39 protein-coding genes are annotated in these 26,235 nt (G+C 43.3%); 38 read left to right on the forward strand and 1 reads right to left on the reverse strand.

Annotated elements, in window-relative coordinates; all coding sequences use genetic code 11:
• Positions 1-12 precede the first annotated feature (12 nt).
• The 32 genes from fusA to carA all read left to right on the forward strand — a co-directional run bounded on the left by fusA (position 13) and on the right by carA (position 19,589).
• Positions 13-2,133, forward strand: coding sequence for an elongation factor G (gene fusA / locus KOE27_RS00975; protein ID WP_215237011.1), 2,121 nt, complete (start codon positions 13-15; stop codon positions 2,131-2,133).
• Positions 2,134-2,272: 139 nt separating this feature from the next.
• Positions 2,273-2,578 (forward strand): 30S ribosomal protein S10, encoded by a 306-nt coding sequence (rpsJ, locus tag KOE27_RS00980; RefSeq protein WP_025764310.1) that lies wholly within the window; start codon positions 2,273-2,275, stop codon positions 2,576-2,578.
• 360 nt (positions 2,579-2,938) lie between these two features.
• Positions 2,939-3,559 (forward strand): 50S ribosomal protein L3, encoded by a 621-nt coding sequence (gene rplC, locus KOE27_RS00985; protein ID WP_215237012.1) that lies wholly within the window; start codon positions 2,939-2,941, stop codon positions 3,557-3,559.
• A 5-nt stretch (positions 3,560-3,564) separates the two neighbouring features.
• Positions 3,565-4,194, forward strand: a complete 630-nt coding sequence (rplD, locus tag KOE27_RS00990; RefSeq protein ID WP_215237013.1) for a 50S ribosomal protein L4 — start codon at positions 3,565-3,567, stop codon at positions 4,192-4,194.
• A 2-nt stretch (positions 4,195-4,196) separates the two neighbouring features.
• Positions 4,197-4,484: a 50S ribosomal protein L23 gene (rplW, locus tag KOE27_RS00995; RefSeq protein ID WP_149640522.1), complete on the forward strand. Its 288-nt coding sequence runs from the start codon at positions 4,197-4,199 to the stop codon at positions 4,482-4,484.
• A 40-nt stretch (positions 4,485-4,524) separates the two neighbouring features.
• A complete protein-coding gene (gene rplB, locus KOE27_RS01000; protein WP_215237014.1) occupies positions 4,525-5,349 on the forward strand; it encodes a 50S ribosomal protein L2 in 825 nt (274 codons plus the stop codon).
• Positions 5,350-5,358: 9 nt separating this feature from the next.
• Entirely contained in the window at positions 5,359-5,637 is a 279-nt protein-coding gene (gene rpsS / locus KOE27_RS01005; protein ID WP_215237015.1) for a 30S ribosomal protein S19, read from the forward strand.
• A gap of 54 nt (positions 5,638-5,691) precedes the next feature.
• A complete protein-coding gene (gene rplV, locus KOE27_RS01010) occupies positions 5,692-6,075 on the forward strand; it encodes a 50S ribosomal protein L22 (protein ID WP_215237016.1) in 384 nt (127 codons plus the stop codon).
• Positions 6,076-6,094: 19 nt separating this feature from the next.
• A complete protein-coding gene (rpsC, locus tag KOE27_RS01015) occupies positions 6,095-6,934 on the forward strand; it encodes a 30S ribosomal protein S3 (protein WP_215237017.1) in 840 nt (279 codons plus the stop codon).
• A 46-nt stretch (positions 6,935-6,980) separates the two neighbouring features.
• Positions 6,981-7,406, forward strand: coding sequence for a 50S ribosomal protein L16 (rplP, locus tag KOE27_RS01020; protein ID WP_215237018.1), 426 nt, complete (start codon positions 6,981-6,983; stop codon positions 7,404-7,406).
• 41 nt (positions 7,407-7,447) lie between these two features.
• Positions 7,448-7,642, forward strand: coding sequence for a 50S ribosomal protein L29 (gene rpmC / locus KOE27_RS01025; RefSeq protein WP_215237019.1), 195 nt, complete (start codon positions 7,448-7,450; stop codon positions 7,640-7,642).
• Between the two features lie 16 nt (positions 7,643-7,658).
• Positions 7,659-7,922 carry a 30S ribosomal protein S17 gene (gene rpsQ / locus KOE27_RS01030; protein ID WP_215237020.1) on the forward strand — a complete coding sequence of 88 codons (264 nt, stop codon included), beginning with the start codon at positions 7,659-7,661 and terminating at the stop codon, positions 7,920-7,922.
• Positions 7,923-7,924: 2 nt separating this feature from the next.
• Entirely contained in the window at positions 7,925-8,293 is a 369-nt protein-coding gene (gene rplN / locus KOE27_RS01035; protein ID WP_015813798.1) for a 50S ribosomal protein L14, read from the forward strand.
• Positions 8,294-8,345: 52 nt separating this feature from the next.
• Positions 8,346-8,687, forward strand: a complete 342-nt coding sequence (rplX, locus tag KOE27_RS01040; RefSeq protein WP_215237021.1) for a 50S ribosomal protein L24 — start codon at positions 8,346-8,348, stop codon at positions 8,685-8,687.
• Positions 8,688-8,756: 69 nt separating this feature from the next.
• On the forward strand, positions 8,757-9,311 hold the full coding sequence (gene rplE, locus KOE27_RS01045) for a 50S ribosomal protein L5 (protein WP_215237022.1): 555 nt from the start codon (positions 8,757-8,759) through the stop codon (positions 9,309-9,311).
• 33 nt (positions 9,312-9,344) lie between these two features.
• Positions 9,345-9,614: a 30S ribosomal protein S14 gene (gene rpsN / locus KOE27_RS01050; RefSeq protein ID WP_215237023.1), complete on the forward strand. Its 270-nt coding sequence runs from the start codon at positions 9,345-9,347 to the stop codon at positions 9,612-9,614.
• Between the two features lie 77 nt (positions 9,615-9,691).
• Complete coding sequence (gene rpsH, locus KOE27_RS01055; RefSeq protein WP_215237024.1) at positions 9,692-10,090, forward strand: 30S ribosomal protein S8; 399 nt, start codon at positions 9,692-9,694, stop codon at positions 10,088-10,090.
• Positions 10,091-10,110: 20 nt separating this feature from the next.
• Complete coding sequence (gene rplF, locus KOE27_RS01060) at positions 10,111-10,668, forward strand: 50S ribosomal protein L6 (protein ID WP_215237025.1); 558 nt, start codon at positions 10,111-10,113, stop codon at positions 10,666-10,668.
• Positions 10,669-10,717: 49 nt separating this feature from the next.
• A complete protein-coding gene (gene rplR / locus KOE27_RS01065; RefSeq protein ID WP_215237026.1) occupies positions 10,718-11,071 on the forward strand; it encodes a 50S ribosomal protein L18 in 354 nt (117 codons plus the stop codon).
• 15 nt (positions 11,072-11,086) lie between these two features.
• A complete protein-coding gene (rpsE, locus tag KOE27_RS01070; protein WP_215237027.1) occupies positions 11,087-11,602 on the forward strand; it encodes a 30S ribosomal protein S5 in 516 nt (171 codons plus the stop codon).
• A gap of 34 nt (positions 11,603-11,636) precedes the next feature.
• Entirely contained in the window at positions 11,637-11,816 is a 180-nt protein-coding gene (rpmD, locus tag KOE27_RS01075) for a 50S ribosomal protein L30 (protein WP_304488611.1), read from the forward strand.
• A 14-nt stretch (positions 11,817-11,830) separates the two neighbouring features.
• Positions 11,831-12,277 (forward strand): 50S ribosomal protein L15, encoded by a 447-nt coding sequence (rplO, locus tag KOE27_RS01080; RefSeq protein WP_215237028.1) that lies wholly within the window; start codon positions 11,831-11,833, stop codon positions 12,275-12,277.
• A gap of 55 nt (positions 12,278-12,332) precedes the next feature.
• Entirely contained in the window at positions 12,333-13,646 is a 1,314-nt protein-coding gene (gene secY / locus KOE27_RS01085) for a preprotein translocase subunit SecY (RefSeq protein ID WP_215237029.1), read from the forward strand.
• Between the two features lie 9 nt (positions 13,647-13,655).
• Positions 13,656-14,453, forward strand: a complete 798-nt coding sequence (gene map / locus KOE27_RS01090; RefSeq protein ID WP_215237030.1) for a type I methionyl aminopeptidase — start codon at positions 13,656-13,658, stop codon at positions 14,451-14,453.
• A gap of 11 nt (positions 14,454-14,464) precedes the next feature.
• Positions 14,465-14,683 (forward strand): translation initiation factor IF-1, encoded by a 219-nt coding sequence (gene infA, locus KOE27_RS01095; RefSeq protein ID WP_215237031.1) that lies wholly within the window; start codon positions 14,465-14,467, stop codon positions 14,681-14,683.
• 43 nt (positions 14,684-14,726) lie between these two features.
• Complete coding sequence (gene ykgO / locus KOE27_RS01100; RefSeq protein WP_015813811.1) at positions 14,727-14,843, forward strand: type B 50S ribosomal protein L36; 117 nt, start codon at positions 14,727-14,729, stop codon at positions 14,841-14,843.
• Positions 14,844-14,848: 5 nt separating this feature from the next.
• Complete coding sequence (rpsM, locus tag KOE27_RS01105) at positions 14,849-15,226, forward strand: 30S ribosomal protein S13 (RefSeq protein WP_215237032.1); 378 nt, start codon at positions 14,849-14,851, stop codon at positions 15,224-15,226.
• A 42-nt stretch (positions 15,227-15,268) separates the two neighbouring features.
• Positions 15,269-15,664 (forward strand): 30S ribosomal protein S11, encoded by a 396-nt coding sequence (gene rpsK / locus KOE27_RS01110; RefSeq protein WP_215237033.1) that lies wholly within the window; start codon positions 15,269-15,271, stop codon positions 15,662-15,664.
• Between the two features lie 88 nt (positions 15,665-15,752).
• Entirely contained in the window at positions 15,753-16,358 is a 606-nt protein-coding gene (gene rpsD / locus KOE27_RS01115) for a 30S ribosomal protein S4 (RefSeq protein ID WP_215237034.1), read from the forward strand.
• A 132-nt stretch (positions 16,359-16,490) separates the two neighbouring features.
• Positions 16,491-17,480 carry a DNA-directed RNA polymerase subunit alpha gene (locus KOE27_RS01120; RefSeq protein ID WP_215237035.1) on the forward strand — a complete coding sequence of 330 codons (990 nt, stop codon included), beginning with the start codon at positions 16,491-16,493 and terminating at the stop codon, positions 17,478-17,480.
• 74 nt (positions 17,481-17,554) lie between these two features.
• Positions 17,555-18,301: a 50S ribosomal protein L17 gene (gene rplQ / locus KOE27_RS01125; RefSeq protein WP_215237036.1), complete on the forward strand. Its 747-nt coding sequence runs from the start codon at positions 17,555-17,557 to the stop codon at positions 18,299-18,301.
• A gap of 184 nt (positions 18,302-18,485) precedes the next feature.
• Positions 18,486-19,589 (forward strand): glutamine-hydrolyzing carbamoyl-phosphate synthase small subunit, encoded by a 1,104-nt coding sequence (carA, locus tag KOE27_RS01130; RefSeq protein ID WP_215237037.1) that lies wholly within the window; start codon positions 18,486-18,488, stop codon positions 19,587-19,589.
• A 56-nt stretch (positions 19,590-19,645) separates the two neighbouring features.
• Here the strand turns inward: carA and KOE27_RS01135 are convergent, their stop codons facing one another.
• A complete protein-coding gene (locus KOE27_RS01135; protein WP_215237038.1) occupies positions 19,646-20,350 on the reverse strand; it encodes a thioredoxin domain-containing protein in 705 nt (234 codons plus the stop codon).
• Between the two features lie 124 nt (positions 20,351-20,474).
• Here KOE27_RS01135 and eno point away from each other — a divergent pair, with 124 nt between their 5' ends.
• The 6 genes from eno (at position 20,475) to KOE27_RS01165 (ending at position 26,203) form a co-directional block, all read left to right on the forward strand.
• Entirely contained in the window at positions 20,475-21,746 is a 1,272-nt protein-coding gene (gene eno / locus KOE27_RS01140; RefSeq protein WP_215237039.1) for a phosphopyruvate hydratase, read from the forward strand.
• Positions 21,747-21,801: 55 nt separating this feature from the next.
• Positions 21,802-22,149, forward strand: coding sequence for an FtsB family cell division protein (locus KOE27_RS01145; RefSeq protein ID WP_215237040.1), 348 nt, complete (start codon positions 21,802-21,804; stop codon positions 22,147-22,149).
• A 37-nt stretch (positions 22,150-22,186) separates the two neighbouring features.
• A complete protein-coding gene (locus tag KOE27_RS01150; RefSeq protein WP_215237041.1) occupies positions 22,187-22,693 on the forward strand; it encodes a low molecular weight protein-tyrosine-phosphatase in 507 nt (168 codons plus the stop codon).
• A gap of 35 nt (positions 22,694-22,728) precedes the next feature.
• Entirely contained in the window at positions 22,729-24,261 is a 1,533-nt protein-coding gene (gene gpmI, locus KOE27_RS01155; RefSeq protein ID WP_215237042.1) for a 2,3-bisphosphoglycerate-independent phosphoglycerate mutase, read from the forward strand.
• 79 nt (positions 24,262-24,340) lie between these two features.
• Positions 24,341-24,922: a hypothetical protein gene (locus tag KOE27_RS01160; RefSeq protein WP_215237043.1), complete on the forward strand. Its 582-nt coding sequence runs from the start codon at positions 24,341-24,343 to the stop codon at positions 24,920-24,922.
• Between the two features lie 330 nt (positions 24,923-25,252).
• Positions 25,253-26,203 carry a coiled-coil domain-containing protein gene (locus KOE27_RS01165; RefSeq protein WP_215237044.1) on the forward strand — a complete coding sequence of 317 codons (951 nt, stop codon included), beginning with the start codon at positions 25,253-25,255 and terminating at the stop codon, positions 26,201-26,203.
• The last annotated feature ends 32 nt before the right edge of the window (positions 26,204-26,235 follow it).

Below are 26,235 nucleotides of genomic sequence, written 5' to 3' on the forward strand. Positions count from 1 at the left end.
TCACCATTTATCATGGCACGTGATCTAAGATTAACAAGAAACATTGGTATTGCCGCGCACATCGATGCTGGTAAAACGACTACTACAGAACGTATTCTTTACTACGCTGGGGTTAGCCACAAAATTGGAGAAGTACATGATGGTGCTGCTACAATGGACTGGATGGAGCAGGAGCAGGAGCGTGGTATTACCATTACATCCGCTGCAACTACCGTTGGATGGAAGTACCGTGATGAGAACTACCATATCAACATCATTGATACCCCTGGACACGTGGACTTTACCGTTGAGGTAAACCGCTCCCTTCGTGTATTGGATGGTTTGGTATTCCTTTTTAGTGCTGTTGATGGTGTTGAGCCTCAGTCTGAAACCAACTGGCGCCTGGCTAACAACTACAACGTTGCACGTATTGGTTTTGTCAATAAAATGGACCGTTCGGGTGCAGACTTTCTTAAAGTATGTACACAGGTGAAAGAAATGCTGGGCAGCTACGCTGTTCCGCTTCAGTTGCCGATCGGTGCGGAAGATACTTTCCGCGGAGTGGTTGACCTGGTTAACTTCCGTGGTATTGAGTGGAACGAGGCAGATAAAGGTATGACCTTTACCGAGGTGCCCATTCCTGACGATATGCTAGAAGAAGCAACAGAGTGGAGAGAAAAGTTACTCGAAGCTGTTGCTGAATTCGACGACACTTTGATGGAGAAATATTTTGAGGATCCAAACTCCATTTCCGAAGACGAAATTCTTGCTGCGTTGCGTGCTGCAACCATCAGCATGAAAATCGTTCCAATGGTGTGCGGTTCGTCTTTCAAAAACAAAGGTGTACAAACGATGCTTGATTATGTGATGGCTATCCTGCCTTCACCGTTAGATCGTGAGAACATTGTTGGAACAGATCCTCGCACGGGTGACGAAATCAGCCGGAAGCCTTCTGAAAAAGATCCTTTCTGCGCGCTTGCATTTAAAATTGCAACAGATCCTTACGTAGGACGTCTGTGTTTCATCCGGTCTTATTCAGGTCTTTTGGAATCAGGTTCTTATGTACTGAACAACCGTTCAGGTAATAAGGAGCGTATCTCCCGTATATTCCAGATGCACGCCAACAAGCAAAATCAGATCGACAAGCTTGAAGCCGGTGATATTGGTGCGGTTGTAGGTTTCAAAGATATTAAAACAGGTGATACCCTTTCTGATGAAAAGAACCCGATCGTTCTGGAATCAATGGTGTTCCCAGAGCCTGTAATTGGTTATGCAATCGAGCCTAAAAAGGCAGCTGACAGCGATAACTTCTCTAAGGCGATCACTAAACTGATCGAAGAAGATCCAACACTTCAGGTTGAAAGTAACGAAGAAACCGGGCAGACGATCATCAAAGGGATGGGTGAACTTCACCTTGAGATCATCATCGACCGTATGCGTCGTGAGTTCAAAGTGGAAGTGAACCAGGGTGCACCGCAGGTTGCTTACAAAGAGATTCTTACTAAGAATTTCGAGCACCGTGAGGTTTATAAGAAACAAACAGGTGGTCGCGGTAAATTTGCCGATATCGTATTTGAAATCGGACCACGTGACGATAACGAAGAAGGCAAAGAACCAAAAACCGGTTTGCAGTTTGTGAACGAGGTTGTGGGTGGAGCTATTCCCCGCGAGTTTATCCAGCCCGTTCAGAAAGGTTTTGAGGCAGCCATGGTGAATGGTGCACTCGCAGGGTATCCTTTGGATTCCATGAAGGTTCGCTTGTTCCACGGTTCATTCCACGACGTCGATTCAGATTCTCTTTCTTTTGAATTGGCTGCTAAAATTGGTTTCAAGGAAGCTGCTAAAAATGCAGGTCCTAAACTGATGGAGCCTATCATGCACGTTGAAGTATTAACACCGGATGAATATACCGGCCCAATCACCGGTGACCTTAACCGTCGCCGTGGTATCATGAGAGGGATGGATTCAAGGAATGGTGCACAGGTTATCAAGTGTGATGTACCTCTTTCCGAACTGTTTGGATATGTTACGGACCTTCGTACTATGTCATCAGGACGTGCAACGGCTTCACTTACTTTCGCTTACTACGAGATTGTACCTAACAACATCGCAGAAAATGTAATTGAGAAGGCAAAGGGACTTGTTAAAGCATAAATAATGAAAGCGACATGACTGGTTTAGCCGGTCATGTCGCTTTATGTATAAGATTTACACCGTCGAAGTAAATGGTTCTTTCGCCGGGGATTGCCAGAAGTCACTGGCTAACATTTCAGAACCGCAACAATAAAAGAAAATGAATCAAAAAATTCGTATCAAACTCCGGTCTTTTGACCACAATCTGGTTGATAAGTCAGCTGAGAAAATTGTTAAGGCTGTAAAAGCAACCGGTGCAGTAGTAAGCGGTCCGATTCCTTTGCCGACAAAAAAGGAAAAGTTTACGGTTTTGCGTTCTCCTCACGTGAACAAAAAATCCCGCGAGCAATTTCAGCTTTGCACCTATAAAAGATTGGTGGACATTTTCTCCACCAGCGCAAAAACAGTTGACGCACTGATGAAACTGGAATTGCCAAGTGGTGTGGATGTAGAGATCAAAGTATAGTCAGATACAAGTTCTGGTGAGTAACGGATGGAGTGGATGTTAAATCAGAACGAAGACAGGTGGGAATAAACAGCTAAGCTGCGTATACCTCCGAGAGTAAAACTCAAAGACATAAATTGGATGAAGGTCCGTACAGGAAACCACATCTGAACTCAAACAGAGAGACTAAAAGTGTGTTTTAATACGTACTTGAAGCTTCGAGGTTCTAAACGAGGTCAGATGTAACAAACATCTGACCTTTTTTGCTGATTATCAGAGAGAAATAATAGAATACTGCTTGGATAGTAAAATTTGATTTTCTACCTTTGCAGTCCGTTTTAAAGAATAAGGGTTTTACCTGCTAAATTTTAATTTCAAAACATGTCTGGTTTAATTGGTAAAAAAATCGGAATGACTAGTTTGTACAATGCTGACGGGCAGGCTCTGGCATGTACTGTGATCCAAGCTGGTCCTTGTGTTGTTACACAAGTTAGGTCCGAAGAAAAGGATGGCTATAAAGCTATCCAGTTAGGTTTTGGAGAGAAAAAGGAGAAAAACTCGTCCAGGCCGTTAATTGGTCACTTCAAAAAAGCAAACACAACACCAAAGCAAAAAGTGGTTGAGTTTAAGGAGTTTGAAGTGGAGCATGAACTTGGAACGTCACTTTCAGTTCAGGATGTGTTCGCAGAAGGTGAATTCGTTGATGTTGTTGGTTCTGCCAAAGGCCGCGGTTTTCAGGGCGTTGTAAAACGTCATGGTTTCGGCGGGGTAGGAGGTCAGACACACGGTCAGCATAACCGTGCGCGTCACCCAGGTTCGATTGGTGCTTGTTCATTCCCATCACGCGTATTCAAAGGCATTCGTATGGGTGGACGCATGGGTAACAATCGTGTAAAGATTCAGAATTTGCGTATTCTGAAAGTGATACCTGAGCAAAACATACTCGTAGTAAGTGGCTCAGTACCGGGATCAAAGAATTCATTTCTAATCATTGAGAAGTAGTACCAATGGAACTGTCCGTATTAAATATAAAAGGAGAAGATACCGGCAAGAAGGTGGCTATGTCAGAAGAAATTTTTGGCATTGAACCTAATACGCATGCGATCTATCTCGATGTAAAGCTGTATCTGGCTAACCAGCGCCAAGGCACGCACAAGTCTAAGGAACGTGCTGAGATTAATCACTCCACACGTAAAATCAAGCGTCAGAAGGGAACCGGCGGTGCCCGTGCAGGCAGTATTAAATCTCCTGTATTTGTAGGTGGTGGCCGTATTTTCGGACCAAGACCTCGTACCTACGGTTTTAAAATCAATAAGAAAGTAAAGTCACTGGCTCGTATTTCTGCATTCTCCGTGAAGGCAAAAGCAGACGCGATATCAGTGCTGGAAGCTTTCACTTTTGATGCTCCTAAAACTAAATCGTATCTGAATGTTCTGACTTCACTTTCATTGGTGAATACCAAAACATTGTTGATCCTGCCAGCTATTGACAGTAATGTATATCTGTCGAGCCGTAACATTCCAAAAGCGAAAGTTACAACGGTTGATGCAGTGAATACATACGACCTGATGAATGCAGACCGTCTTTTGATAAGTGAATCTGCGCTGTCTATTTTGGAAACCCAATTGAACAAATAATCATGAGTGTACTGAAACGTCCGATCATAACCGAAAAGGTAACGGCTCAGGGTGGTCAAGGAAAATATGCCTTCGAAGTATCTCTTACAGCTAACAAAGTAGAGATCAAGAAAGCTATTGAAAAACTGTTCGGGGTTACCGTAGAAAGCGTTCACACAATGCGTAGCATTGGTAAAAGCAAATCCCGTACTTCGGGAGGAAAATTTGTAAGTGGAAAAACATCAACTATCAAGAAAGCTATCGTAACAGTAGCGGAAGGCGAGATCATCGATATCTACGGTGAAGCATAAAATAGTTGATCGATTCAAATCTTTGACGAGTTAATAGCAAATGGCAGTTAAAAAATTAAAACCGACAAGTGCTGGTCAGCGTTTTCGCTCGGCTCCTACGTTCGAGGAGATCACAGCAGCGAAACCTGAAAAGAGTCTTCTGGAAACGATCAAAAGAACAGGTGGTCGTAACAGTTCAGGACATCGTACCATGCGCCATATTGGAGGCGGGCATAAAAGAAAGTATCGTGTAATTGATTTCAAAAGAAATCGTTTCGATGCGCCGGCAACCGTACTTACTATAGAATACGATCCGAACCGTTCAGCACGTATTGCGCTGGTTCAGTATCAGGACGACGAAAAGCGTTATATCATTGCTCCTAATGGCTTAAAAGTAGGACAGGTAATTGTATCTGGTTCTGCTGTGGCTCCTGAGGTAGGGAATGCCCTTCCACTGGGATCTATGCCGATAGGTACCATAGTGCATAACGTTGAACTCACTCCCGGAAAAGGAGGTCAGTTTGCAAGAAGTGCAGGAGCTTATGCTCAGTTAGTAGCGCGTGAAGGCAAATATGCCGTTCTTAAAATGCCTTCGGGTGAAATGAGGATGATCCTTTCAACCTGCATCGCTACGGTTGGAACGGTTTCCAACTCAAGCCACATGAATGTTTCGCTTGGAAAAGCAGGACGCAGACGCTGGTTGGGACGTCGCCCCCGCGTACGTGGTGTTGCCATGAACCCGGTGGATCACCCCATGGGTGGTGGTGAAGGCCGCTCCTCAGGAGGGCAGCCCCGGTCAAGAAACGGACAGTTCTCGAAAGGACTTAAAACCCGTGACCGCAACAAGCATTCTGAGAAATTGATTATCAGCCGTCGTAAAAAATAATAGTATAACATGGCACGCTCATTAAAAAAAGGACCATATATAGACTTCCGTCTGGAGAACAAAGTTACGGCGATGAACAGTGCGTCCCGTAAATCTGTGATCAAGACCTGGTCGCGCCGCTCAATGATCTCTCCCGATTTCATAGGGCATACCTTTGCGGTGCATAACGGTAACAAGTTTATACCGGTTTATGTAACGGAGAACATGGTTGGACACAAGCTGGGTGAATTTTCACCAACACGGAATTTCCGCGGTCACACTGCGAAAAAAGATAAAGGAAGAAAATAATTAGTCGACGATAGCTGGTTTATCATACATAAACGAGCCTATATCTGAAAGAACATGGAAGCAAGAGCTATATTAAGAAATGTGCCTACTTCTCCTCGCAAGATGAGATTGCTGGCCGACATGATTCGCGGACAAAAGGTCAGCAAAGCGTTGGCGTTACTGAAATTTCAGCCAAGAGCTTCTTCACCTGTTTTGCATAAAGTTTTACTTTCAGCGGTAGCCAACTGGCAGCAGCTGAATGAGGATGCAAAACTTGAAGATGCAGACCTGATTGTAAAAACCGTTTTTATTGACGGTGGACGTATGTTGAAGCGTTTGCGTCCTGCGCCCCAGGGAAGGGCTCACAGAATTCGTAAGCGTTCTAATCACATCACAATCGTGATTGATGATGAAGCGGCACAGGCAAGCGCAGAAAAAACAGTTATCACCGAATCATAAGTAAAACGATCTATATCGAATGGGACAAAAGGTTAATCCTATAGGTCTGAGACTTGGGATTGTCAGAGGTTGGGAATCAAGTTGGTACGGAGGGAAAGATTTCTCGGACAAACTGGTTGAAGACGAAAAAATTCGTAACTACATTAAGGCACGTATCCCCAAAGGATCTATCTCCAAAGTAGTTATTGAGCGTACATTAAAGCGCATCACTTTAACGATACACACGGCTCGTCCGGGTATTGTAATCGGAAAAGGTGGTAGTGAAGTTGATAAAATCAAAGAAGAGCTTAAAAAGATTACAGGAAAGGATGTTCAGATTAACATCTACGAAATCAAACGTCCTGAAATCGACGCGAAGCTGGTAGGTGAGGCAATCGCTCAGCAATTGCAGGCTCGTATATCTTACCGTCGTGCCATGAAGCAGGCAATTGCTTCTGCTATGAGAGTAGGAACACAAGGTATCAAAGTTCGTTTGGGTGGTCGTTTGGGCGGAGCTGAAATGGCGCGTACCGAAGAGTACAAAGAGGGCCGTATTCCCTTGCATACTTTGAGAGCGGATATCGACTACGCGATTTCTGAAGCACAAACGATCTACGGTAAAATTGGTATCAAGGTTTGGATCTTCAAAGGCGAACTTTACGGTAAACGTGATCTTACGCCAAGTGCTGCAACAGCTGCTGCTGACAGGAATGACCGCGGCGGAAATGAAAGAGGCGGCACAGGTGGTGGTAACGACCGCGGCGGAAGAGGAGACAGAAGAGGCGGACGTGGCAATGATCGTGGCGGAGAAGGCGGTGGAAACCCCGGCGGAGGTGGTGACGCAGATCGTCGCAAAAGAAATAAAAATAAGAAGAAGTAATCAGACATTTCCCGGTTTTATAAATCGGTTCAAATAGATTAGAATCATGTTACAGCCGAAAAGAACAAAATTTCGCAAGCAACAAAAAAACAAAGGAGCTGAAAAAGGCCTTGCCACGCGTGGTGCTGAAATCGCCTTTGGATCCTTTGCGATCAAGTCGCTTGAACCAGGCTGGCTAACAGCACGTCAGATTGAAGCAGCGCGTATTTCAGTGACGCGGGCTATGAAACGTGAAGGCCAGGTGTGGATTCGTGTTTTCCCTGACAAGCCCATTACAAAGAAACCTGCAGAGGTTCGTATGGGTAAAGGAAAGGGTGCCCCCGAATATTGGGTAGCTCCGATCAAGCCGGGAACAATTATCTTCGAAGCAACCGGTGTTCCACTGGAAACTGCCAACGAAGCATTGCGTTTGGCTGCACAAAAGTTGCCAATTAAAACAAAGTTTGTGGTTCGTCGGGATTACCAGGAATAGACTAACCCCGAACGAAATCAAACCGCTAATAACTTAAAGCAATGACTAGTAAAGAAATTAAAGGTCTGTCACAGGATCAACTGAAAGAGCAGATCGCCCAGGAAAGAGAGCGCTTATTACGGTTGAAATTTGCGCATGCGATTTCTCCAATCGAAAACCCTTTGCGTATTCGTGCTTCTCGTAAGGAAATTGCAAAACTCTTAACCGAGCTGTCGGCTAAAAGTAACCAACAGTAAATCAGTTTAGAAAATTATGGAGGCAACAGAAAGAAACTTACGTAAAGAAAGAATAGGTAAAGTGGTGAGCAACAAAATGGATAAATCCTGTGTGATCACCGTTGAGCGTAAAGTAAAGCACGCAATGTATGGTAAGTTTATGACTAAAACGACCAAGTTGATGGTGCATGACGAAACTAACCAGGTAGGTATCGGTGATACGATCAAGGTTATGGAAACACGTCCGCTTAGCAAAAATAAGCGTTGGAGATTAGTAGAAATCCTTGAAAAAGCTAAGTAACAATGGTACAGCAAGAATCAAGACTGTCGGTAGCAGATAACAGTGGAGCAAAGGAAGTACTCGTAATACGAGTGCTCGGCGGAACTGGAAAACGCTATGCTTCAGTAGGCGACAAGATTGTCGTAACAGTAAAATCGGCTCTGTCTTCGAGCAATATGAAAAAAGGAACGGTATCTAAGGCCGTAGTGGTACGCACCAAAAAGGAAGTACGCCGCAAAGATGGTACCTATATTCGTTTTGAAGATAATGCTGCTGTTTTGTTAAACAACAACGATGAGCCACGTGGTTCACGTATCTTCGGACCAGTTGCCCGCGAATTGCGCGAAAAGCAATTTATGAAGATCGTGTCTCTGGCGCCGGAAGTGTTGTAAGAAATCAGGCAATTGAAGTATTTCTTTAAACCGAATTAAGAGAAAATCTCAAATGGAAAGCAAAAGTAAAAATGCACCTGCAAAACTTCACCTGCGTAGCGGAGACACCGTAAAGGTTATCTCTGGTAACGCTAAGGGAGAAACAGGCGTTGTAAAAAAGATCCTTGTTGACAAGTTAAGAGCTACTGTTGAAGGCGTAAACATGATCACAAAACATGTGAAACCTAATGCTCAGAACCCTCAGGGAAGTATAGAAAAGCTGGAAGGAAGTATCCATATCAGCAATCTGCAGGTGGTAGATCCGAAAACAGGAGAGCCAACCAGGACAGGACGTAAATTGAACGATAAAGGTAAATTGCAGCGCTTTGCTAAAAAGTCCGGCAACTTTATATAAGTCGTTTTCGAAATAAGTAAAATTATTTAAGCCCGTGGGTCGGCAATCCACAGTAATCAATTTAAAAAAATGGCAAAGCCGAGATTAAAAGAAAAATACGAAACAGAGGTTGTTGGACAGCTGAAAGATAAATTTCAGTTTAAATCTATCATGCAGGTTCCACGTCTTAAGAAAATTGTAATCAATAAAGGAATTGGAGCTGCGGTTGCAGACAAGAAATTGGTGGATGTTGGTGTAGATGAGCTTACCCTGATCACAGGACAAAAAGCAGTTGCAACCATTTCGAAAAAGGCGGTTTCTAACTTCAAATTGCGTGAAAATATGCCAATTGGTGCAAAAGTAACGCTTCGTGGAGACCGTATGTATGAGTTCCTTGACCGTTTGACGGCCATTGCAATGCCACGTGTACGTGACTTCAAGGGTATCAGCGACAAAGGATTCGATGGACGTGGAAATTATACGTTTGGTGTGAAAGAGCAGATTATCTTTCCTGAAATCAGTATCGAAAAGGTAAGCAAGATTACAGGTATGGACATCACATTCGTTACATCTACGGATTCGGATGAAGAGAGCTACGAATTATTGAAAGCTCTTGGTATGCCTTTCACAAACGCGAATAAATAAGGATAATTCTTAAGATTAAGATATTTACCGACAATGGCAAAAGAATCAGTAAAAGCACGGGACAGAAAGAAACAAGCACTCGTTGCAAGGTATGCTGAAAAGCGCAAGAAGTTGAAAGAAGCTGGTGACTGGGTAGGATTAGATAAATTACCCAGGAATTCATCCCCCGTTCGTCTGCACAATCGCTGTAAGATTACCGGAAGACCAAGGGGATATATGAGAAAATTCGGTATATCAAGGGTTTTGTTCAGGGATATGGCCTCAGATGGTAAAATTCCCGGAGTTACAAAATCAAGTTGGTAAGAATATTTTCAATTCTGATTTCAATTACTTAACTTTGCACTCCCTTTTCAGGAGGAGTGTTTAAACTAAGATTAAAAATGTTAACGGATCCCATAGCAGATTATCTAACCAGACTCAGAAACGCAATTAAAGCGAAACATCGGGTTGTAGAGATACCTGCGTCCAACATAAAAAAAGAAATAACGAAAGTACTTTTTGATAAAGGGTACATTCAGAGTTATAAATTCGATGAAACCGGTCCTCAGGGTACAATTAAAATAGCCTTGAAGTATAATCCTGTTACGAAGCAGTCTGCAATTGTTAAATTGGAGAGGGTAAGTAAGCCAGGTCTTCGTAAGTATGCGGGTTCATCTACACTCCCACGGGTTTTAGGCGGTTTAGGTACTGTAATTATCTCGACATCAAAAGGCGTGATGACAGATAAGGAGGCCAAAACATTAAACGTAGGTGGTGAAGTGTTATGTTTCGTGTATTAATATTTTAAAGTATTCAGGAAATGTCACGGATAGGAAATAAAGTTATTGTTTTACCGGCAGGGATATCTGTTAATGTAGCAGATGACAATGTGGTGTCGGTAAAAGGGCCTAAGGGTACGTTGACCCAGGCTGTTGATGCGGATATAATTGTTGAAGTAGAAGGAACAGAGCTTAAAGTGAAACGCCCAACGGAACAAAAACGTCACAAAGCGCTACACGGTCTGTATCGTTCACTGATCAATAATATGGTGATCGGAGTAAACGAAGGTTACAAAAGAGAGTTGGAGATTATTGGTGTAGGTTACAAGGCAACATCAGCAAACAATGTGCTGGAATTGCAACTTGGTTATTCGCACAATATTTTCATGGCGATTCCGGAGGAGATCAAAGTGACCACGACCTCAGAAAAGGGTCAGAATCCAAAGGTAATCCTGGAAGGTATCGACAAAGAATTGATAGGTTCCGTTGCAGCTAAAATCAAGTCACTGCGTAAAGTAGAGCCATATAAAGGAAAAGGTATTCGCTTTGTAGGTGAAGTTGTACGTCGTAAGGCTGGTAAATCGGCTTCTAAGAAATAGTGCGTAGCCGCGGAATTATTGTATAAACAAAGTTTAGATAAAATATAAAATGGCTACCTCAAAAGTAGAAAGAAGAACCCGCTTAAAGCTTCACATCCGTAAAAGAGTGAAAGGAAGCACGGAGCGTCCGAGATTGTCAGTTTTTCGTTCTAACACTTCAATCTATGCGCAAATCATAGACGATGTGAATGGAATTACGCTGGTAAGTGCTTCAACACACGAACTGGGCGAGAAAAAGGCGAGCAGTAATATAGCTGCAGCGCTGGAAGTTGGCAAGAAAATAGCCGGTAAGGCACAGGAGGCAGGTATTTCGGCGGTGGTTTTTGACCGTAACGGTTATCTGTATCACGGAAAAGTTAAAGCATTGGCCGAAGGAGCTCGTGAGGGTGGCCTGAAATTCTAAGAATAACGAAAGACTATGTCTACAAATACAAGACCTTCAAAGGTTAACGAATCAGAACTGAAAGAGCGCGTTGTTGCGATCAATCGTGTTGCAAAGGTAGTAAAAGGTGGTCGTCGTTTTAGTTTTTCGGCCATTGTAGTGGTTGGAGACGGCCATGGCGTGGTTGGATACGGCCTAGGTAAGGCTAATGAGGTAACCGATGCAATTGCCAAAGGAATTGACGATGCAAAGAAAAACCTTATTCAGATCCCTATGCTTAAGCATACTGTTCCTCATGAAATGGAGGGTAAGTTTAGCGGAGGCTTTGTGCTGATTAAACCAGCTGCTCCTGGTACAGGAGTTTTGGCGGGCGGCCCTATGAGGGCTGTACTGGAAAGTGCGGGTATCAAGGACGTACTTGCGAAATCAAAGGGTTCTTCCAATCCGCACAACGTTATTAAAGCTACAATTGATGCGCTTTTGAAAATGAGAGCTCCGCATCAGGTTGCTTTCCAGCGTGGTGTTAAATTAGACAAAGTATTCAATGGTTAATCCTTAACGGATTTCCCTTTATCTGAGAGTAATCATGTCAAAAGTACGTATTACACAAGTTAAAAGCGCAATTGATCGTCCTGAGAAACAAAAGCTTACAATCAAAGCTTTGGGACTAGGGAAACTGAACAGGTCGGTTGAAAAAGAAAATAGCGACGCTATTGCGGGAATGATCCGTAAAGTTAGCCATTTGGTTAAAGTTGAAGAAATTTAATAGATACTAATAGTATGAATCTTAGTTCATTAAAACCGGCGGCTGGATCTGTAAAGGTCGGAAAGCGTGTAGGTCGTGGTCAGGGATCCGGAAAAGGAGGAACTGCTGCCCGTGGACACAAAGGAGCTCAATCCCGCTCTGGTTACAGCAGAAAGTTAGGTTTTGAAGGTGGTCAGATGCCTCTGCAGAGACGCTTGCCTAAGTTCGGATTTAACAATATCAATCGTGTAGAGTACAAAGCGTTGAATCTGGATGCCATTCAAAGTCTGGCTGAAAAGACAAGCGCTACTGTAATTACTCTTGAATTGATCCGGGAAAATGGTTTGGCGGCTAAAAAGGATCTTGTTAAGATTCTAGGTCGTGGAGAAATATCTCTGGCGGTAGAAGTGCAGGCTCATGGTTTTTCCGGAAGCGCGGCAGAATCTATTGAGAAAGCAGGTGGTAAAGCGGTTAAACTATAACTTTCGTTTTTCGGTCAGAGATTTAGAGATCGGATTGCAAATGTAAGCCCACAACATGAAACGATTTTTTGAGACGATAAAACATATATTTGCAATTGAGGAGTTGAGAACACGTATTCTCAACACTCTTTTGTTTATAACCATCTTCCGTTTAGGGTCTTATGTAGCTTTGCCTGGTGTAGAACCAGATCAGATGAATGTATCGTCTCAGGGTTTACTAGGTCTTTTGGATACTTTTCTGGGAGGAGCTTTCAGTAAGGCATCCATTTTTGCCTTAGGTATCATGCCGTACATCTCGGCATCCATTGCGATACAGCTTCTGACCATGGCGTTGCCTTACTTCCAGAAGATGCAGAAAGAAGGCGAGTCAGGCCGTAAGAAACTGAATCAGATTACAAGGGTACTTACCATTGTGGTCACGCTGGTGCAGGGTACGGCTTATCTGAATACAACTGTTCCTGATGAGGCGTTGCTGGTATCACGAAGCATGTTCACTGTTTCGTCCGTTTTTGTTCTAACAGCCGGTACGATGTTCTGTATGTGGCTGGGAGAAAGAATTACGGATAAGGGTATCGGTAATGGTATATCTATGTTGATCATGATCGGTATAGTATCTCGCTTTCCGGGAGCTATTTATAAAGAGTTCGTTTCAAGGGGTAGCGGTCAGATACTTATTACTGTCCTGGAGATGGTAGCCCTTTATTTTGTGATCATGGGTGCGGTAATGCTTACCCAGGCGGTTCGCAGAATACCTATTCAGTATGCGAAGCAGGTTGTGGGTAACCGCGTAATGGGAGGCCAGCGTCAGTATCTTCCTTTAAAGTTGAACGCTGCGGGCGTTATGCCGATCATCTTTGCGCAAGCACTTATGTTTATCCCATCGTTGGGTGCATCTTATTTTGCAGAGAAGAGTGATTTTGCGAGTAATGTCGCCACTATTTTTGCTAATTATACCACCTGGCAATACAACTTACTTTTTGCTGTTCTGATTATTGTTTTTACATTTTTTTATACTGCGATATCAGTCAATCCGCAACAAATAGCGGATGACATGAAGCGGGGGGGAGGATTTATTCCAGGGGTGAAGCCAGGTCAGCAGACATCCGAATACATCAGTACGGTGTTAGACAGGATTACTTTCCCGGGTGCTATCATGTTAGCGATTGTAGCTACATTGCCTGCATTTGCAAGCTTGTTGGGAGTATCCAGTGATTTTGCTCATTTCTTTGGCGGAACCTCGTTGCTGATCATGGTAGGTGTGGTGCTGGATACTCTTCAGCAGATTGAGAGTTATCTTTTGATGCGTCGTTACGAAGGGCTGATGAAGTCTGGAAGAGTAAAAGGAAGAACTGAGAGTGTTGCGATTTAAGAAGTAATAATGATATACCTCAAAACTGAAGAGGAAATAAACCTCATCAAACAAAGTGCACAGGTGTTGGGAAAAGCCCATGCAGAGGTTGCTTTGTGGGTGAAGCCGGGTGTAACCACCAAGCAGCTTGACACCATTGCTGAGGAGTATATCAGAGATTTTGGGGGGGTTCCTTCCTTTAAGGGATTTAATAACTTCCCGGCCTCTTTGTGTATTTCGGTGAATGAGGTGGTAGTTCATGGAATTCCAGGCAACTATCAGCTAAAGGATGGAGATATTGTTTCTATTGATTGCGGAGTAAAGCTGAACGGATTTCATAGTGATAGTGCTTATACATATCCCGTTGGAGAAGTAGCGCAGCCCGTAATGGATCTTTTGAGCGTAACAAAAAAATCGTTGTACAATGGAATTGAACAAGCGATGGACGGTATGCGGATGGGAGATATAGGGTTTGCAATTCAGAATTACGTAGAGGAGAGAGGATACAGCGTGGTACGGGAACTGGTAGGACATGGAGTAGGCAGGAGTCTGCATGAAGGTCCTGAGGTTCCGAATTACGGTAAGAGAGGGAAAGGCATTAAGTTGAAAGAGGGGATGGTACTGGCAATTGAGCCGATGATAAATCTGGGCACCAAAGGGGTTGTACAGGAAAGAGACGGCTGGACAATCAGGACTGGAGACAGGAAGGTTTCGGCTCATTTTGAACACACAATAGTAGTTCGGAAAGGTAAACCAGAAATTCTCACCACATTCGATTACATAGAACAAGTAACGGCCAATACCAGCCTAATGGTTGCAGTACAGTAATAAACTTACGAATGGCAAAACAAGCATCAATCGAACAAGACGGAGTAATTGTTGAAGCACTCTCTAACGCAATGTTTCGCGTAGAACTGGAAAATAAACATGAGGTTATTGCGCATATTTCCGGAAAAATGAGAATGCACTATATAAAGATTTTGCCGGGCGACAGGGTAAAGTTAGAAATGTCTCCTTATGATTTATCCAAAGCCCGGATTGTCTACAGATACAAATAAGGAGCCGATCACCTAAATAAGTAAACGCAAAAGTATTATTGAGATGAAAGTTAAAGCATCAGTAAAAAAACGCAGTGAAGACTGCAAGGTAATACGCCGCAAGGGTAAGGTATATGTGATTAACAAGAAGAACCCACGGTATAAACAAAGACAAGGTTAATAATTATGGCACGTATTTCAGGAGTTGATATTCCCGACCGCAAAAGAGGCGAAATCTCACTTACTTACATTTTTGGAATTGGTCGCAGTTCAGCGAAAAAAATTCTGGAAAAAGCAGGTGTTGATATTAACAAAAAAGTTATCGACTGGTCGGATGAAGAGTCTGGTGCAGTTCGTTCCGTAATTGCTGGTGAATATAAAGTAGAAGGCGCACTTAAGTCGGAGGTTCAATTGAGCATTAAGCGCCTTATGGACATTGCTTGCTACCGTGGTCTTCGTCATCGTAAGGGATTGCCATTGCGTGGTCAAAGAACGAAGAATAACTCTCGTACCCGTAAAGGAAAACGCAAAACAATCGCGAACAAGAAAAAGGCTACTAAATAATAAATGAGTGGTGTGTAAGCAGCACAACTTATCCCGAAAGCAATGGCACAAAATAAAAGAAAAGATAAAGCAAAAAAACGGGTTGTAGTAGTGGAGTCGGTGGGTCAGGTACACATCAAGGCTTCTTTCAACAACATTATCATATCCATCACTAATGCGAACGGTCAGGTGATATCCTGGGCATCTGCTGGTAAGATGGGATTCCGGGGTTCTAAGAAAAACACGCCTTATGCAGCTCAGACAGCTGCATCAAACTGTGCACAGGTTGCTTTTGACCTGGGCATGCGCAAGGCTGAGGTTTTTGTAAAAGGCCCAGGTTCCGGTCGTGAATCAGCGATCCGTACAATCCAGAATGCAGGTATCGAAGTGACCACCATTCGTGACATCACTCCGCTTCCGCACAACGGATGTCGTCCTCCAAAACGTCGCAGAGTATAGTTCTTTGTCGTCAGACAGAGCCCATTCGTAATTTGGACACTGGGGTTACTGAATGGTTTTTATTTAATTTCGCAAACAAAAGTTTTTAATGGCACGTTACACAGGTCCCAAATCAAAGATAGCAAGACGTTACGGAGAACCCATTATGGGCCCGAGCAAAGCGTTGGCTAAGAAGAATTACCCTCCGGGAGTTCACGGAAAGGGTCGCCGGTCTAAGAAATCGGAGTATGCTTTACAACTGATGGAAAAGCAGAAAGTGAAGTTTATCTATGGTATATTGGAAAGACAGTTCCGCAATCTTTTTGAGAAAGCAGCTGTTAAGGAAGGTATCACCGGGGAGAACTTACTTAAATATTGCGAAGCCCGCCTTGATAACACCGTTTATCGTTTGGGTATTGCGCCAACCAGGCGTGCTGCACGCCAGCTGGTAGCACACAAGCATATCCTTGTGGATGGTGAGATCGTTAACATTCCTTCTTATTCATTACGTCCCGGTCAGATTGTTACAGTTCGTGAGAAATCAAAATCTCTCGAAGCGGTTACAGACAGCCTTGCAGGTCACAGTGCTAAAGGGTTTAACTGGCTGGAATGGGATGGACAGCAACTCAGCGGTAAATTTGTTACATTCCCAGAGCGTGAGCAAATTCCGGAGAATATCAACGAGCAGTTAATCGTTGAATTGTACTCGAAATAATAATCTTCATAATTTATTACGGCACGTCTCGTTTACGAGGCGTGCTTTTGGCCGGAAACGGCTATTTTGCGATCGCAAAGGTAACGGTAGCGTGATCAACTATCATTTACTACTATAAAAGGAGCAAGGACTATGTCAATATTAGCTTTCCAAATGCCTGATAAGGTCGTCATGGAAAAAGCAGACGACTTTCATGGGTTGTTTGAGTTTAAACCTTTAGAGAAAGGATACGGCGTAACGATCGGAAATGCGTTGCGCAGAATACTCCTTTCATCTTTGGAAGGTTATGCCATCACGAGTGTAAAGTTTCCTGGGGTCCTTCACGAATTCTCTTCCATTGAAGGTATCGTTGAGGATGTAACGGAAATTATCCTGAACCTGAAAATGGTTCGTTTTAAAAAAGTCTCAGATTTGAGCGAAAGTCGGATCGTAGTAAATCTTAAAAATGTATCGGTGATCACAGCAGGTGACATTGGTAAATTTACCAACGCTTTCGAAGTATTAAATCCAGAGCTTGTTATTTGTCATATTGATGACAACAAGGAGTTTGAAATGGAACTTCTGTTGGATAAAGGAAGAGGATATGTACCGGCAGATGAGCCCAGGGCCAATGAGTTGCCTTTCGGATACATCGCGGTAGATTCTATTTATACTCCGATTAAGAACGTAAAATACAGCGTTGAAAATACCCGTGTAGAACAACGTACGGATTACGAGCGCCTTCTGATAGACATTCAGACGGATGGATCGATCCATCCGGAAGATGCGCTAAAAGGAGCAGCGAATATCCTGATTCAACACTTTATGCTTTTCTCTGATCAGACCATGACGTTTGAGAAACAGAAGGCAGAGGAAGATAATCAGGTAGATGAGGAAATGCTGCGCATGAGAAAACTTCTCAAAACCTCGCTTTCTGAACTTGATCTTTCTGTACGTGCGTACAACTGTTTGAAATCTGCGGATGTTAAATCACTTGGGGATTTGGTAAGGCTTGAAATTTCGGATATGATGAAATTCCGTAATTTTGGTAAGAAGTCGCTTACCGAGTTGGAACAGCTGGTTGCTGACAAACAACTCACATTTGGAATGGATGTTGCCAAATATCGTTTGGACGAGGATTAATTAAATATTCCATCATAAGTATGTATTCTGAAGCGCGTAGTGACGCTGCTCGAAGCAACTAAACAAAAAAAATAATGAGACACGGTAAGAAAGATAATCACCTGGGAAGAACCGCATCACACCGCAAGGCGATGTTGTCCAACATGGCGTCTTCATTGATTATCCACAAAAGAATTGAAACTACCCTTGCAAAGGCGAAAGAGCTTAGAAAGTATGTTGAGCCTTTGCTGACACGTGCTAAGGAGGATTCTACGCACAACAGAAGGGTTGTGTTCTCGTACCTGAATGACAAAGAATCGGTTAAAGAACTTTTCGGAACAGTTTCCGATAAAATTGCTGACCGTCCGGGAGGATATACCAGGATTATCAAATTAGGTAATCGTTTGGGAGATGCGGCCGAGGTAGCGCTGATCGAACTGGTTGATTTCAATGATGCATTACTTCTTGCGAATGCAGATAAGCCAGCTAAAACACGTCGTAGCCGTCGTGGTGGTAAAAAGGAAGCAGGCGAAGCAGTAGCCGTAGCAGCACCTGCTGTTGAGGCACCTGCCGTTGTTGCAGACGGAGATGATCTTAAGATTATTGAGGGAATCGGTCCCAAAATTGCTGATTTATTGGTTGAGGGCGGCATCGTAACATTTGCTGATCTTGCAGCGTCAACTCCTGAGGCTATCCAGGAAATTCTTGATAAAGCAGGACCTCAATACAATGTTCATAACCCATCCACATGGCCAGCTCAGGCACAGCTTGCTGCGGATGGCAAATGGGATGAACTGAAAACATTACAGGATGAATTAATCGGTGGTCGTGATAGTGAGTAAGAAAAAGTTCATCATGGAATTTTAGTAGAAGGGGTTAAACGTTTTTCGTTTAACCCCTTTTTATGAGCTTTATTCCTTAATTTTGCACCGCGGAAATTGTAATGAGTGAAAAAGTCTCATAGAATCAGCCAGTTACACAGGTAGTTCGAAGTTTAAATCAAAAGGTAAATAACATAAACCAAATATGAGCCAAAAGAAAGAGGCCTTGCTTTTGCTGGAAGACGGAACAGCATACAGAGGATTAGCTTTGGGGATTCACGGTACTACAGGTGGAGAAATCTGCTTTAATACCGGTATGACAGGGTATCAGGAAATCTACACTGATCCGTCTTACTATGGACAAATTATCGTGAACACCACTTCGCATATCGGTAACTACGGTGTGCAGCTGGAGGATGAAGAGGAATCCGGTTCGGTGAAAATACGAGGAATGGTATGTAACACTTTCTCTCCGATTTATTCCCGCTTCACCGCTGATTTCTCTCTTCAGGAATATTTTGAACGAGCGAAGATTGTCGGGATAAGTAACATAGATACCCGGCATATTGTACGCCATGTAAGGCAAAAGGGAGTAATGAATGCCATGATCTCCTCTGAAATCCTGGATGAGGCCGAACTGATGGTGGAACTGAAAAAGGTACCCTCGATGGATGGTTTGGAACTGTCGTCGTTTGTAAGTACCTCGGAGGCGTATTATATGGGAGACGAGGCCAGCAGCAAGTGGAGAGTGGCAGTAATGGACTATGGAATCAAGAAAAGTATTCTGAATAACCTTACTTCCAGAGGATGTTATTGTAAAATCTTCCCTGCTCAGACCTCATTTAGTGAAGTGATGGACTGGAATCCTGATGGTTTCTTTATTTCTAATGGTCCGGGCGATCCGGCCTCCATGGCCTATGCCGTAGACAATGTGACGAAAATGGTAGAAACCGGAAAACCTTTATTCGGAATTTGCCTGGGACACCAGCTTCTGGCACTGTCAAGCGGGATCAACACCTATAAAATGCACCATGGACACAGAGGATTGAACCATCCGGTAAAAAATCTGATCACGGGGCTGTGTGAAATCACATCTCAAAATCATGGATTTGCGGTAAATCCTGAGGAAATAGAAAGACATCCGGATGTAGAAATTACACATGTGAATCTCAACGATAAGACCATCGAAGGGATTCGTCGTAAGGATTATCCTGCATTTTCTGTGCAGTATCACCCGGAGGCATCACCTGGTCCGCATGATTCAAGGTATCTTTTTGATAATTTTACGGAGCTTTTACAAAAAGCCTGAGTTTAAAAAAAATCCTTTCCAAGAGCCGGAAAGGATTTTTATTTTGTTAACAGATTTTAAAGGTTAGAATCAATCCATTTTTTGAAATCACTTTCTTCCATCAGACCGTTTCTGCGCTGAACCAGCTTTCCGTTTTTGTAAAGCAAAAAGGCGGGGATTTCTTCAATACCCAATTCTTTCGCTATAGCTTTATTGGTATCGTATTGTATGGTTTCAATTTTTGCCTTTGCCTGGTACTCGTTCGTGAGCTTGTGGATGGTGGGAAGCATTTTCACACACGGCTGGCACCAGGGCGCATAAAAATCAATAAGTACCACATTCTTAGAACGGACCAGCTTCTGGAAGTCGGAAGAAGTCATTCCCCTGGCCGAAGAAGAGTTGGCCGGAGCCTCCACAAGTTTGCCGGAGGAAGTCCATTTGAGGTATCCCCCCTGCATGTCATAAATCTCCTTGAAGCCGTTTTCCTTTAAAATTTTTGAAGCAGCGGCACTTCTTGCTCCCGCGAGGCAGTATACAAATACGGGTCTGCTTTTATCCAGCAAGGCAATTTTCTCGCGGAAAGCTTCATTTTTGTAGTCAATATTCACTGCATTGGCCAAATGGCCTTCCTTGTATTCGCCGGGAGTTCTTACATCCAGCAATTGCGCATTTTTATTGTCAGTCAGTTTGGCCTTGAAGGCATCCGTATGAAGCAGGGTTTGTGCCTGACAGTCAATTAGTAGTATAAAAAAAAGAGAGAATAAGATACTGGCAACTTTCATAACAGATGTTAAATAGGATACACGGGTAAATTTACGTTAAAATCCGCTGTGCTGTCATCATCACGATTTTTTTGTGTTATTTTGTACCGTTAAAGAACATTTATAATCAAAACCCAAGCTGCAAATGAGTACGATTCAGTCAGTACATGCAAGACAAATTCTTGATTCAAGAGGGAACCCAACAGTAGAAGTTGATATACGTACCGAAAACGGTTATTTAGGACGGGCTGCTGTACCATCGGGTGCTTCAACAGGTAAACACGAAGCTGTGGAATTACGTGACGATGACAAGAGTGTTTATGTTGGAAAAGGGGTTTTGAAGGCGGTTGAAAATGTTAATGAAATCATCTTTCCCGAGTTGATCGGCTGTTCCATTTTCGAACAGAATCTTATCGACAAGATCATGCTCGAACTGGACGGAACACCGAATAAGAGCAAGCTGGGTGCCAATGCTATTTTGGGAGTATCACTGGCTGCTGCGAAAGCAGGTGCTCAGGAAGCTGGCCTTCCACTTTACCGTTATGTAGGTGGAACCAACGCCAATACCCTTCCGGTACCGATGATGAATATCCTGAATGGTGGTAGCCATGCTGATAATTCTATCGATTTCCAGGAATTTATGATCATGCCTGCAAAAGCGGATACGTTTTCTCAGGCGCTTCGTATGGGTGTAGAAGTTTTCCATACACTTAAAACTGTTTTAAAAAGTAAAGGTTATTCTACCAACGTAGGTGACGAAGGTGGTTTTGCTCCCAATATTAAATCAAATGAGGAGGCAATTGAAGTAGTGTTGCAGGCGATTGAAAAAGCAGGTTACAAGCCAGGCGAAGATATCTTTATCGCAATGGATGCTGCTGTTTCCGAGTTTTATGAAAATGGTTTGTATCATTTCAAAAAATCCGATGGCCGCAAGCTCACTTCTGCTGAGATGTCTGATTACTGGGCACAGTGGGTGGCTAAGTATCCGATCATTTCAATTGAAGATGGTATGGATGAAGATGACTGGGATGGCTGGGCGCAACTTACAACCGCTGTTGGTAAAAAATGCCAGCTGGTAGGTGATGATTTGTTTGTAACCAACGTTACCCGCCTTCAGCAGGGTATCGAGTCTCAGATAGCCAACGCAATCCTTATAAAAGTAAACCAGATAGGCTCTTTGACAGAAACGAACGACGCGGTCAATCTGGCAAAGAGAAACAGCTATAAGAGCATTATGTCGCACCGTTCGGGTGAAACAGAAGACGCGACGATTGCAGACCTTGCGGTGGCAATGAACACAGGGCAGATCAAAACAGGCTCGGCTTCCCGTTCGGACCGTATGGCCAAATACAACCAGTTACTGCGTATCGAAGAGGAACTCGGCGAAAGCGCTTACTTCCCCGGATTGAAGTTCTAATTGAAATTAATCGTAAGAAACCGGGGTGTAAAGCTCCGGTTTTTTGCTTCCTGGTATGTCGGAATTGAAAAAAAGGCCTGTTTGGGCGTTACGTTTCCTGAAGAGTTTTTATCCGGCCACCTTTGTGTTCTGGCTTGTATGGATATTGTTTCTGGATAATAACAATATCAAAGTCGTAATGTCCAACCGAATGAAGATGAAGGACCTGGAAAAGGAGAAAGTCATTCTTAAGGAAAAAATAAGCCAGGTGAAAAAAGAACGTAATGAGGTATTCGGCAATCCTAAAATGTTAGAAAAGTGGGCGCGCGAAAAATTTAAGATGAGAAAACCGAATGAGAAGGTTTATGTAATCGTGGATGAAGATGATAAGCCTGTTGAAAGTAATAAGGACGATGCCGAATGAGTAACGGTGTGCTGGTCCCCTAAATAAAATAAAGAAATTGATACGGGTTCTTTTTGTTTGTCTTGGAAATATTTGCCGTTCTCCCATCGCCGAGGGAGTTTTTTGCGAACTGGTCAAAGAAAGAAATTTAGAAAAATACATTTCCTGTGATTCCGCCGGTACAGCCGCGTATCATACCGGCAGCCTTCCCGACAGGCGTATGCGCAGCGTAGCCGAAGGGCACGGAATAAAACTCACACATCAGGCCCGGCAGCTTTGCCAGAAAGACTTTGCCGACTTTCATTACCTACTGGCCATGGACACCAGTAATTTCGATCATATCAGAAAGGAAAGTTTTAAATATCTGGGATCTTATCTTCCCGAAAGCCAGTTATATTTATACCGGATGTTTGATCCCGAACGGTTAGGTTCGTCCATTGTTCCGGATCCTTTTTATGACCAGTTACCTGCTTTTGAAGAAGTATACCGGATTGTAAGAAGAAGCGGAACGAGTTTCCTGGATTTTCTGATAGAAAAGCATGGATTACAGGGAAACGAAGTTTAGTCACCGATAGTCAGAACCATTAAAATATTATAAAATTGAGCAAGAAAGTAATTCTCATCATTATGGACGGCTGGGGCATTGCCAAGGCCGGAGAGGAAAACCGTTCAGCGGTTATAGCGGCCAATACGCCTTTTTACGACGGTATTCTGCAAAAGTATCCGCATAGTAAACTGGCCGCGAGTGGCCTTGCCGTAGGGCTTCCGGATGGGCAAATGGGTAATTCGGAAGTAGGACATACCAATCTGGGAGCGGGCCGGGTGGTATACCAGGATCTTGTCAAGATCAATCTGGCTGTTTCGGAAGGAACATTAGGCCAGGAAAAAGTTTTGCAGGATGCTTTTTCATATGCTAAAACAAGCGGGAAAAAGGTGCATTTCATTGGCCTTGTGTCTGATGGAGGCGTACATTCCCATATTGACCATTTAAAAGGATTGTGCAAGATAGCCGCAGATAGTGCATTGAGCGAAGTTTTCGTCCATGCCTTTACGGACGGCCGGGATTGTGATCCAAAAAGCGGCCTTGGTTTTCTCCGGGATTTGCAAAATACGATGTCACAAACCACCGGACAAATTGCGAGCATTACGGGCCGATACTACGCCATGGACCGTGACAAACGCTGGGAACGGGTAAAACTTGCTTATGACGCCATGGTACTCGGAGAGGGAAACCATGTAAAAGCAGACGAACTTCTGAAAGCCGTAGAAACCTCCTATGAAGCGGGAGTAACCGATGAATTTATACATCCTATTATCGCGACCAGAGAAGACGGCTCGCCAGTTGCAGTGATTGAAGAGGGAGACGTGGTACTCTGCTTTAATTTCCGGACCGACCGTGGACGTGAGATTACAGAAGTATTAACACAGCAAGATTTTCACGAGCAGAATATGCATAAGCTTAATCTGCGGTATATCACAATGACCAACTATGACGATACGTTCAAGGGAGTTGAAGTCATTTTTGATAAAGATAATCTCAACAATACCTTAGGAGAAGTACTGGAGTCGGCGGGTAAAAAGCAGATCAGGATTGCGGAAACTGAGAAATACCCCCATGTTACTTTTTTCTTTTCGGGAGGAAGAGAGAAACCTTTTGAAGGGGAAAGCCGTTTGCTCTGTCCGTCGCCCAAGGTTGCAACCTATGACCTGCAGCCAGAGATGTCGGCTTTCGGAATCAGAGATGCCATTGTACCTGAATTGATAAAAGAAGAGGTTGATTTTGTTTGCCTCAACTTTGCCAATCCAGACATGGTGGGGCATACCGGGGTATTTGAAGCAGCAGTAAAGGCTTGTGAAACGGTGGATCAGTGCGTGCAGGCAGTGGTTACAACTGGCCTCGAACATGGATATTCATCAATTATCATTGCAGACCATGGCAATTCTGATTACATGAGAAACGATGACGGAACGCCAAATACTGCGCACTCATTAAATCTGGTACCTTGTATTTTGGTTGACAGTGAATATCAGAAACCTATTCACGACGGGAAACTAGCAGACATAGCCCCCACGATTCTGGATCTGATGGGGATCCCAAAACCGGACGAGATGACGGGTGTAAGCATATTGTAAGTCCGTTTACAAAAGCGTATTAATTCTGGCAGAGAGCCTTTTCATCGGGCTCTCTGTTTTTTTAGCTACAAGCATAGAAATGGGAATCTTTTCAGTTTTAAGAGCAACTTTACTTTTACTGGTGTCTTTTCTTCTGGTACTGGCAAATACCGGCTGCGACAGCGGGAGTGGTAAAAATGAGAAATTAGATAAATACTATGATCTGCAAGGCTTTATCCAAAAACAGGTGACACTCCTGAAAGCTGCAAAACCCACAGTAAATAAACAGGTATCCTTAAACGGGGAGCAGGAAAAACTGGTTTCAAGGGAGGTGAACTGGGAAAAGGAACTGGAATTGTTTATGCAGGCTGATCTCAATAAGCCCGCGTATGCGCAGAGCTATGCAGTAAAAAAAGACTCTCTACATATAGCGTATACACTCATTTCGGGAGAGAATCTGCTGGTGAAAAAATTAATAATAAGACTTGATTCGATCAGTAAGTCCCCTGTTTTAATCGAGGGAGAATTGGAGTCGTCCAACAAGTTATATCAGTCGTATAAGAAAATAAGGATGATCTGTTCACAGGGAAAGATCACCTCCTATTCAATTGAAGGTTATCAGAAACTAGCGCTGATGGATGCCCAGCCGTTTTCCGTCCAAGTTAAAATCGGTCATTATTGAGGGCCGTCTTTCCGTGTTTAGTAATACCATATTTTGGGTAAACATTACCCATTTTTCTAGTTTGAAACCATCTGGTCCAAAGGAGCTGTTGCCGGAATCACTGACTGCTACTTTTGGGAGTCCTTTCTTCGAAAATGCCTCAACAGGAGTATTTTCAGGCTTTCTGACTTTATAAAGGAATTTATTACCTCTTCCCTTTTTTCTTTCTGTTCATTGTGTGGAATGATATTGGTTGTTTAGTCAGCGTATCTGCATCTGTAAAAATGGATCACTGATACGGAAGGTTAATTCTATTATTAAACTAAATCACACCATAATTACTAAATACCAATGCAACAAGAACAGAAAAACAAACAGAGTATAGCGTGGGCAATGGTAGTTGTCCTGGGTCTAGCAACAGCCATGTTTGGCTATTTATTCACTACTCAGAAAAGTGAATTGACACATCAGGAATCCATGGTGGTGGAAAAGGCCAAAGAACTGGCTTCGACGCGATCAAAACTGGATTCGATCTCAACCGTACTGGATGCAAAAATTGAGGAGATCGAAAGACTTGGAGGAGATGTAGCAGAATTAACCAAGGTTAGACAGCAGCTGGAAGCAGATAAGGTAGCTTTCAGTCGTAGCAGAAAAGTTGAAACAGGTAAATATCTGACCAAAATTAAGGAATACGAGAAATTCCTTGTTGAAAAAGACGAAGTTATTGCGCAGTTGCGATTGGAAAACGAGCACTTGGTTGCTTCAAACGATTCTCTGACCACGCATGTCGGATCTCTTACTTCTGAAAGAGAAAGATTGGTACAGCGTCAGGCAGAGTTAACGGATTCGGTAGTAACGTTTACAGCAGCTAACAAGGAACTGTCGGAAAAAGTAAGCCTGGCAGCCGCTTTGAAAGCACAGAATCTGAAAGTTCTGACGGTGAATTCCCGAGGAAAAGTGAAAGACAGAGAAGAATACAAGGCGAAGAAAGTGGATAAAATCAAGCTTGTATTTAATCTTCCTGAAAATGCACTGACCGCACAAGAGCCTAAGGATATCTTTGTGAGAGTATTGGACCCTCAGGGAGCAGTACTGGCCGATGATGCAACAGGCTCAGGCGAATTCGAAATTAATGGTGCACCATCCAAATTTACCACACGGGAGTCGGTAGCATATCAAAATAATAACCAAAAGGTTGAAATGCTGTACGACAATTCTTCTCAGTTCCGTCCAGGAAAGTACAACGTGGAACTTTATGCAGAAGGATATAAAATCGGTGGCGGTAATTTCACCATTAAATAAATACCAGTCTTAATAATAAAGAGAGGTGGTGG

Source organism: Dyadobacter sp. CECT 9275 (assembly GCF_907164905.1).
GTDB lineage: Bacteria > Bacteroidota > Bacteroidia > Cytophagales > Spirosomataceae > Dyadobacter > Dyadobacter helix.

Coding starts and splice junctions, on each gene's coding strand:
- eno (WP_215237039.1), top strand. CDS start 20,475: ATGAGTACGATTCAGTCAGTACATGCAAGACAAATTCTTGATTCAAGA.
- rplF (WP_215237025.1), top strand. CDS start 10,111: ATGTCACGGATAGGAAATAAAGTTATTGTTTTACCGGCAGGGATATCT.
- rpsE (WP_215237027.1), top strand. CDS start 11,087: ATGTCTACAAATACAAGACCTTCAAAGGTTAACGAATCAGAACTGAAA.
- rpsM (WP_215237032.1), top strand. CDS start 14,849: ATGGCACGTATTTCAGGAGTTGATATTCCCGACCGCAAAAGAGGCGAA.
- rpmC (WP_215237019.1), top strand. CDS start 7,448: ATGACTAGTAAAGAAATTAAAGGTCTGTCACAGGATCAACTGAAAGAG.
- rplP (WP_215237018.1), top strand. CDS start 6,981: ATGTTACAGCCGAAAAGAACAAAATTTCGCAAGCAACAAAAAAACAAA.
- rplE (WP_215237022.1), top strand. CDS start 8,757: ATGGCAAAGCCGAGATTAAAAGAAAAATACGAAACAGAGGTTGTTGGA.
- rplB (WP_215237014.1), top strand. CDS start 4,525: ATGGCAGTTAAAAAATTAAAACCGACAAGTGCTGGTCAGCGTTTTCGC.
- infA (WP_215237031.1), top strand. CDS start 14,465: ATGGCAAAACAAGCATCAATCGAACAAGACGGAGTAATTGTTGAAGCA.
- ykgO (WP_015813811.1), top strand. CDS start 14,727: ATGAAAGTTAAAGCATCAGTAAAAAAACGCAGTGAAGACTGCAAGGTA.
- rplN (WP_015813798.1), top strand. CDS start 7,925: ATGGTACAGCAAGAATCAAGACTGTCGGTAGCAGATAACAGTGGAGCA.
- carA (WP_215237037.1), top strand. CDS start 18,486: ATGAGCCAAAAGAAAGAGGCCTTGCTTTTGCTGGAAGACGGAACAGCA.
- secY (WP_215237029.1), top strand. CDS start 12,333: ATGAAACGATTTTTTGAGACGATAAAACATATATTTGCAATTGAGGAG.
- KOE27_RS01145 (WP_215237040.1), top strand. CDS start 21,802: ATGTCGGAATTGAAAAAAAGGCCTGTTTGGGCGTTACGTTTCCTGAAG.
- map (WP_215237030.1), top strand. CDS start 13,656: ATGATATACCTCAAAACTGAAGAGGAAATAAACCTCATCAAACAAAGT.
- rplW (WP_149640522.1), top strand. CDS start 4,197: ATGAGTGTACTGAAACGTCCGATCATAACCGAAAAGGTAACGGCTCAG.
- rplR (WP_215237026.1), top strand. CDS start 10,718: ATGGCTACCTCAAAAGTAGAAAGAAGAACCCGCTTAAAGCTTCACATC.
- rplD (WP_215237013.1), top strand. CDS start 3,565: ATGGAACTGTCCGTATTAAATATAAAAGGAGAAGATACCGGCAAGAAG.
- rpsS (WP_215237015.1), top strand. CDS start 5,359: ATGGCACGCTCATTAAAAAAAGGACCATATATAGACTTCCGTCTGGAG.
- rplX (WP_215237021.1), top strand. CDS start 8,346: ATGGAAAGCAAAAGTAAAAATGCACCTGCAAAACTTCACCTGCGTAGC.
- KOE27_RS01135 (WP_215237038.1), bottom strand. CDS start 20,350: ATGAAAGTTGCCAGTATCTTATTCTCTCTTTTTTTTATACTACTAATT.
- KOE27_RS01120 (WP_215237035.1), top strand. CDS start 16,491: ATGTCAATATTAGCTTTCCAAATGCCTGATAAGGTCGTCATGGAAAAA.
- rpsD (WP_215237034.1), top strand. CDS start 15,753: ATGGCACGTTACACAGGTCCCAAATCAAAGATAGCAAGACGTTACGGA.
- rpmD (WP_304488611.1), top strand. CDS start 11,637: ATGTCAAAAGTACGTATTACACAAGTTAAAAGCGCAATTGATCGTCCT.
- rpsJ (WP_025764310.1), top strand. CDS start 2,273: ATGAATCAAAAAATTCGTATCAAACTCCGGTCTTTTGACCACAATCTG.
- rplO (WP_215237028.1), top strand. CDS start 11,831: ATGAATCTTAGTTCATTAAAACCGGCGGCTGGATCTGTAAAGGTCGGA.
- rpsN (WP_215237023.1), top strand. CDS start 9,345: ATGGCAAAAGAATCAGTAAAAGCACGGGACAGAAAGAAACAAGCACTC.
- rpsC (WP_215237017.1), top strand. CDS start 6,095: ATGGGACAAAAGGTTAATCCTATAGGTCTGAGACTTGGGATTGTCAGA.
- rplV (WP_215237016.1), top strand. CDS start 5,692: ATGGAAGCAAGAGCTATATTAAGAAATGTGCCTACTTCTCCTCGCAAG.
- rplQ (WP_215237036.1), top strand. CDS start 17,555: ATGAGACACGGTAAGAAAGATAATCACCTGGGAAGAACCGCATCACAC.
- rpsQ (WP_215237020.1), top strand. CDS start 7,659: ATGGAGGCAACAGAAAGAAACTTACGTAAAGAAAGAATAGGTAAAGTG.
- KOE27_RS01165 (WP_215237044.1), top strand. CDS start 25,253: ATGCAACAAGAACAGAAAAACAAACAGAGTATAGCGTGGGCAATGGTA.
- rpsH (WP_215237024.1), top strand. CDS start 9,692: ATGTTAACGGATCCCATAGCAGATTATCTAACCAGACTCAGAAACGCA.
- rplC (WP_215237012.1), top strand. CDS start 2,939: ATGTCTGGTTTAATTGGTAAAAAAATCGGAATGACTAGTTTGTACAAT.
- fusA (WP_215237011.1), top strand. CDS start 13: ATGGCACGTGATCTAAGATTAACAAGAAACATTGGTATTGCCGCGCAC.
- KOE27_RS01160 (WP_215237043.1), top strand. CDS start 24,341: ATGGGAATCTTTTCAGTTTTAAGAGCAACTTTACTTTTACTGGTGTCT.
- rpsK (WP_215237033.1), top strand. CDS start 15,269: ATGGCACAAAATAAAAGAAAAGATAAAGCAAAAAAACGGGTTGTAGTA.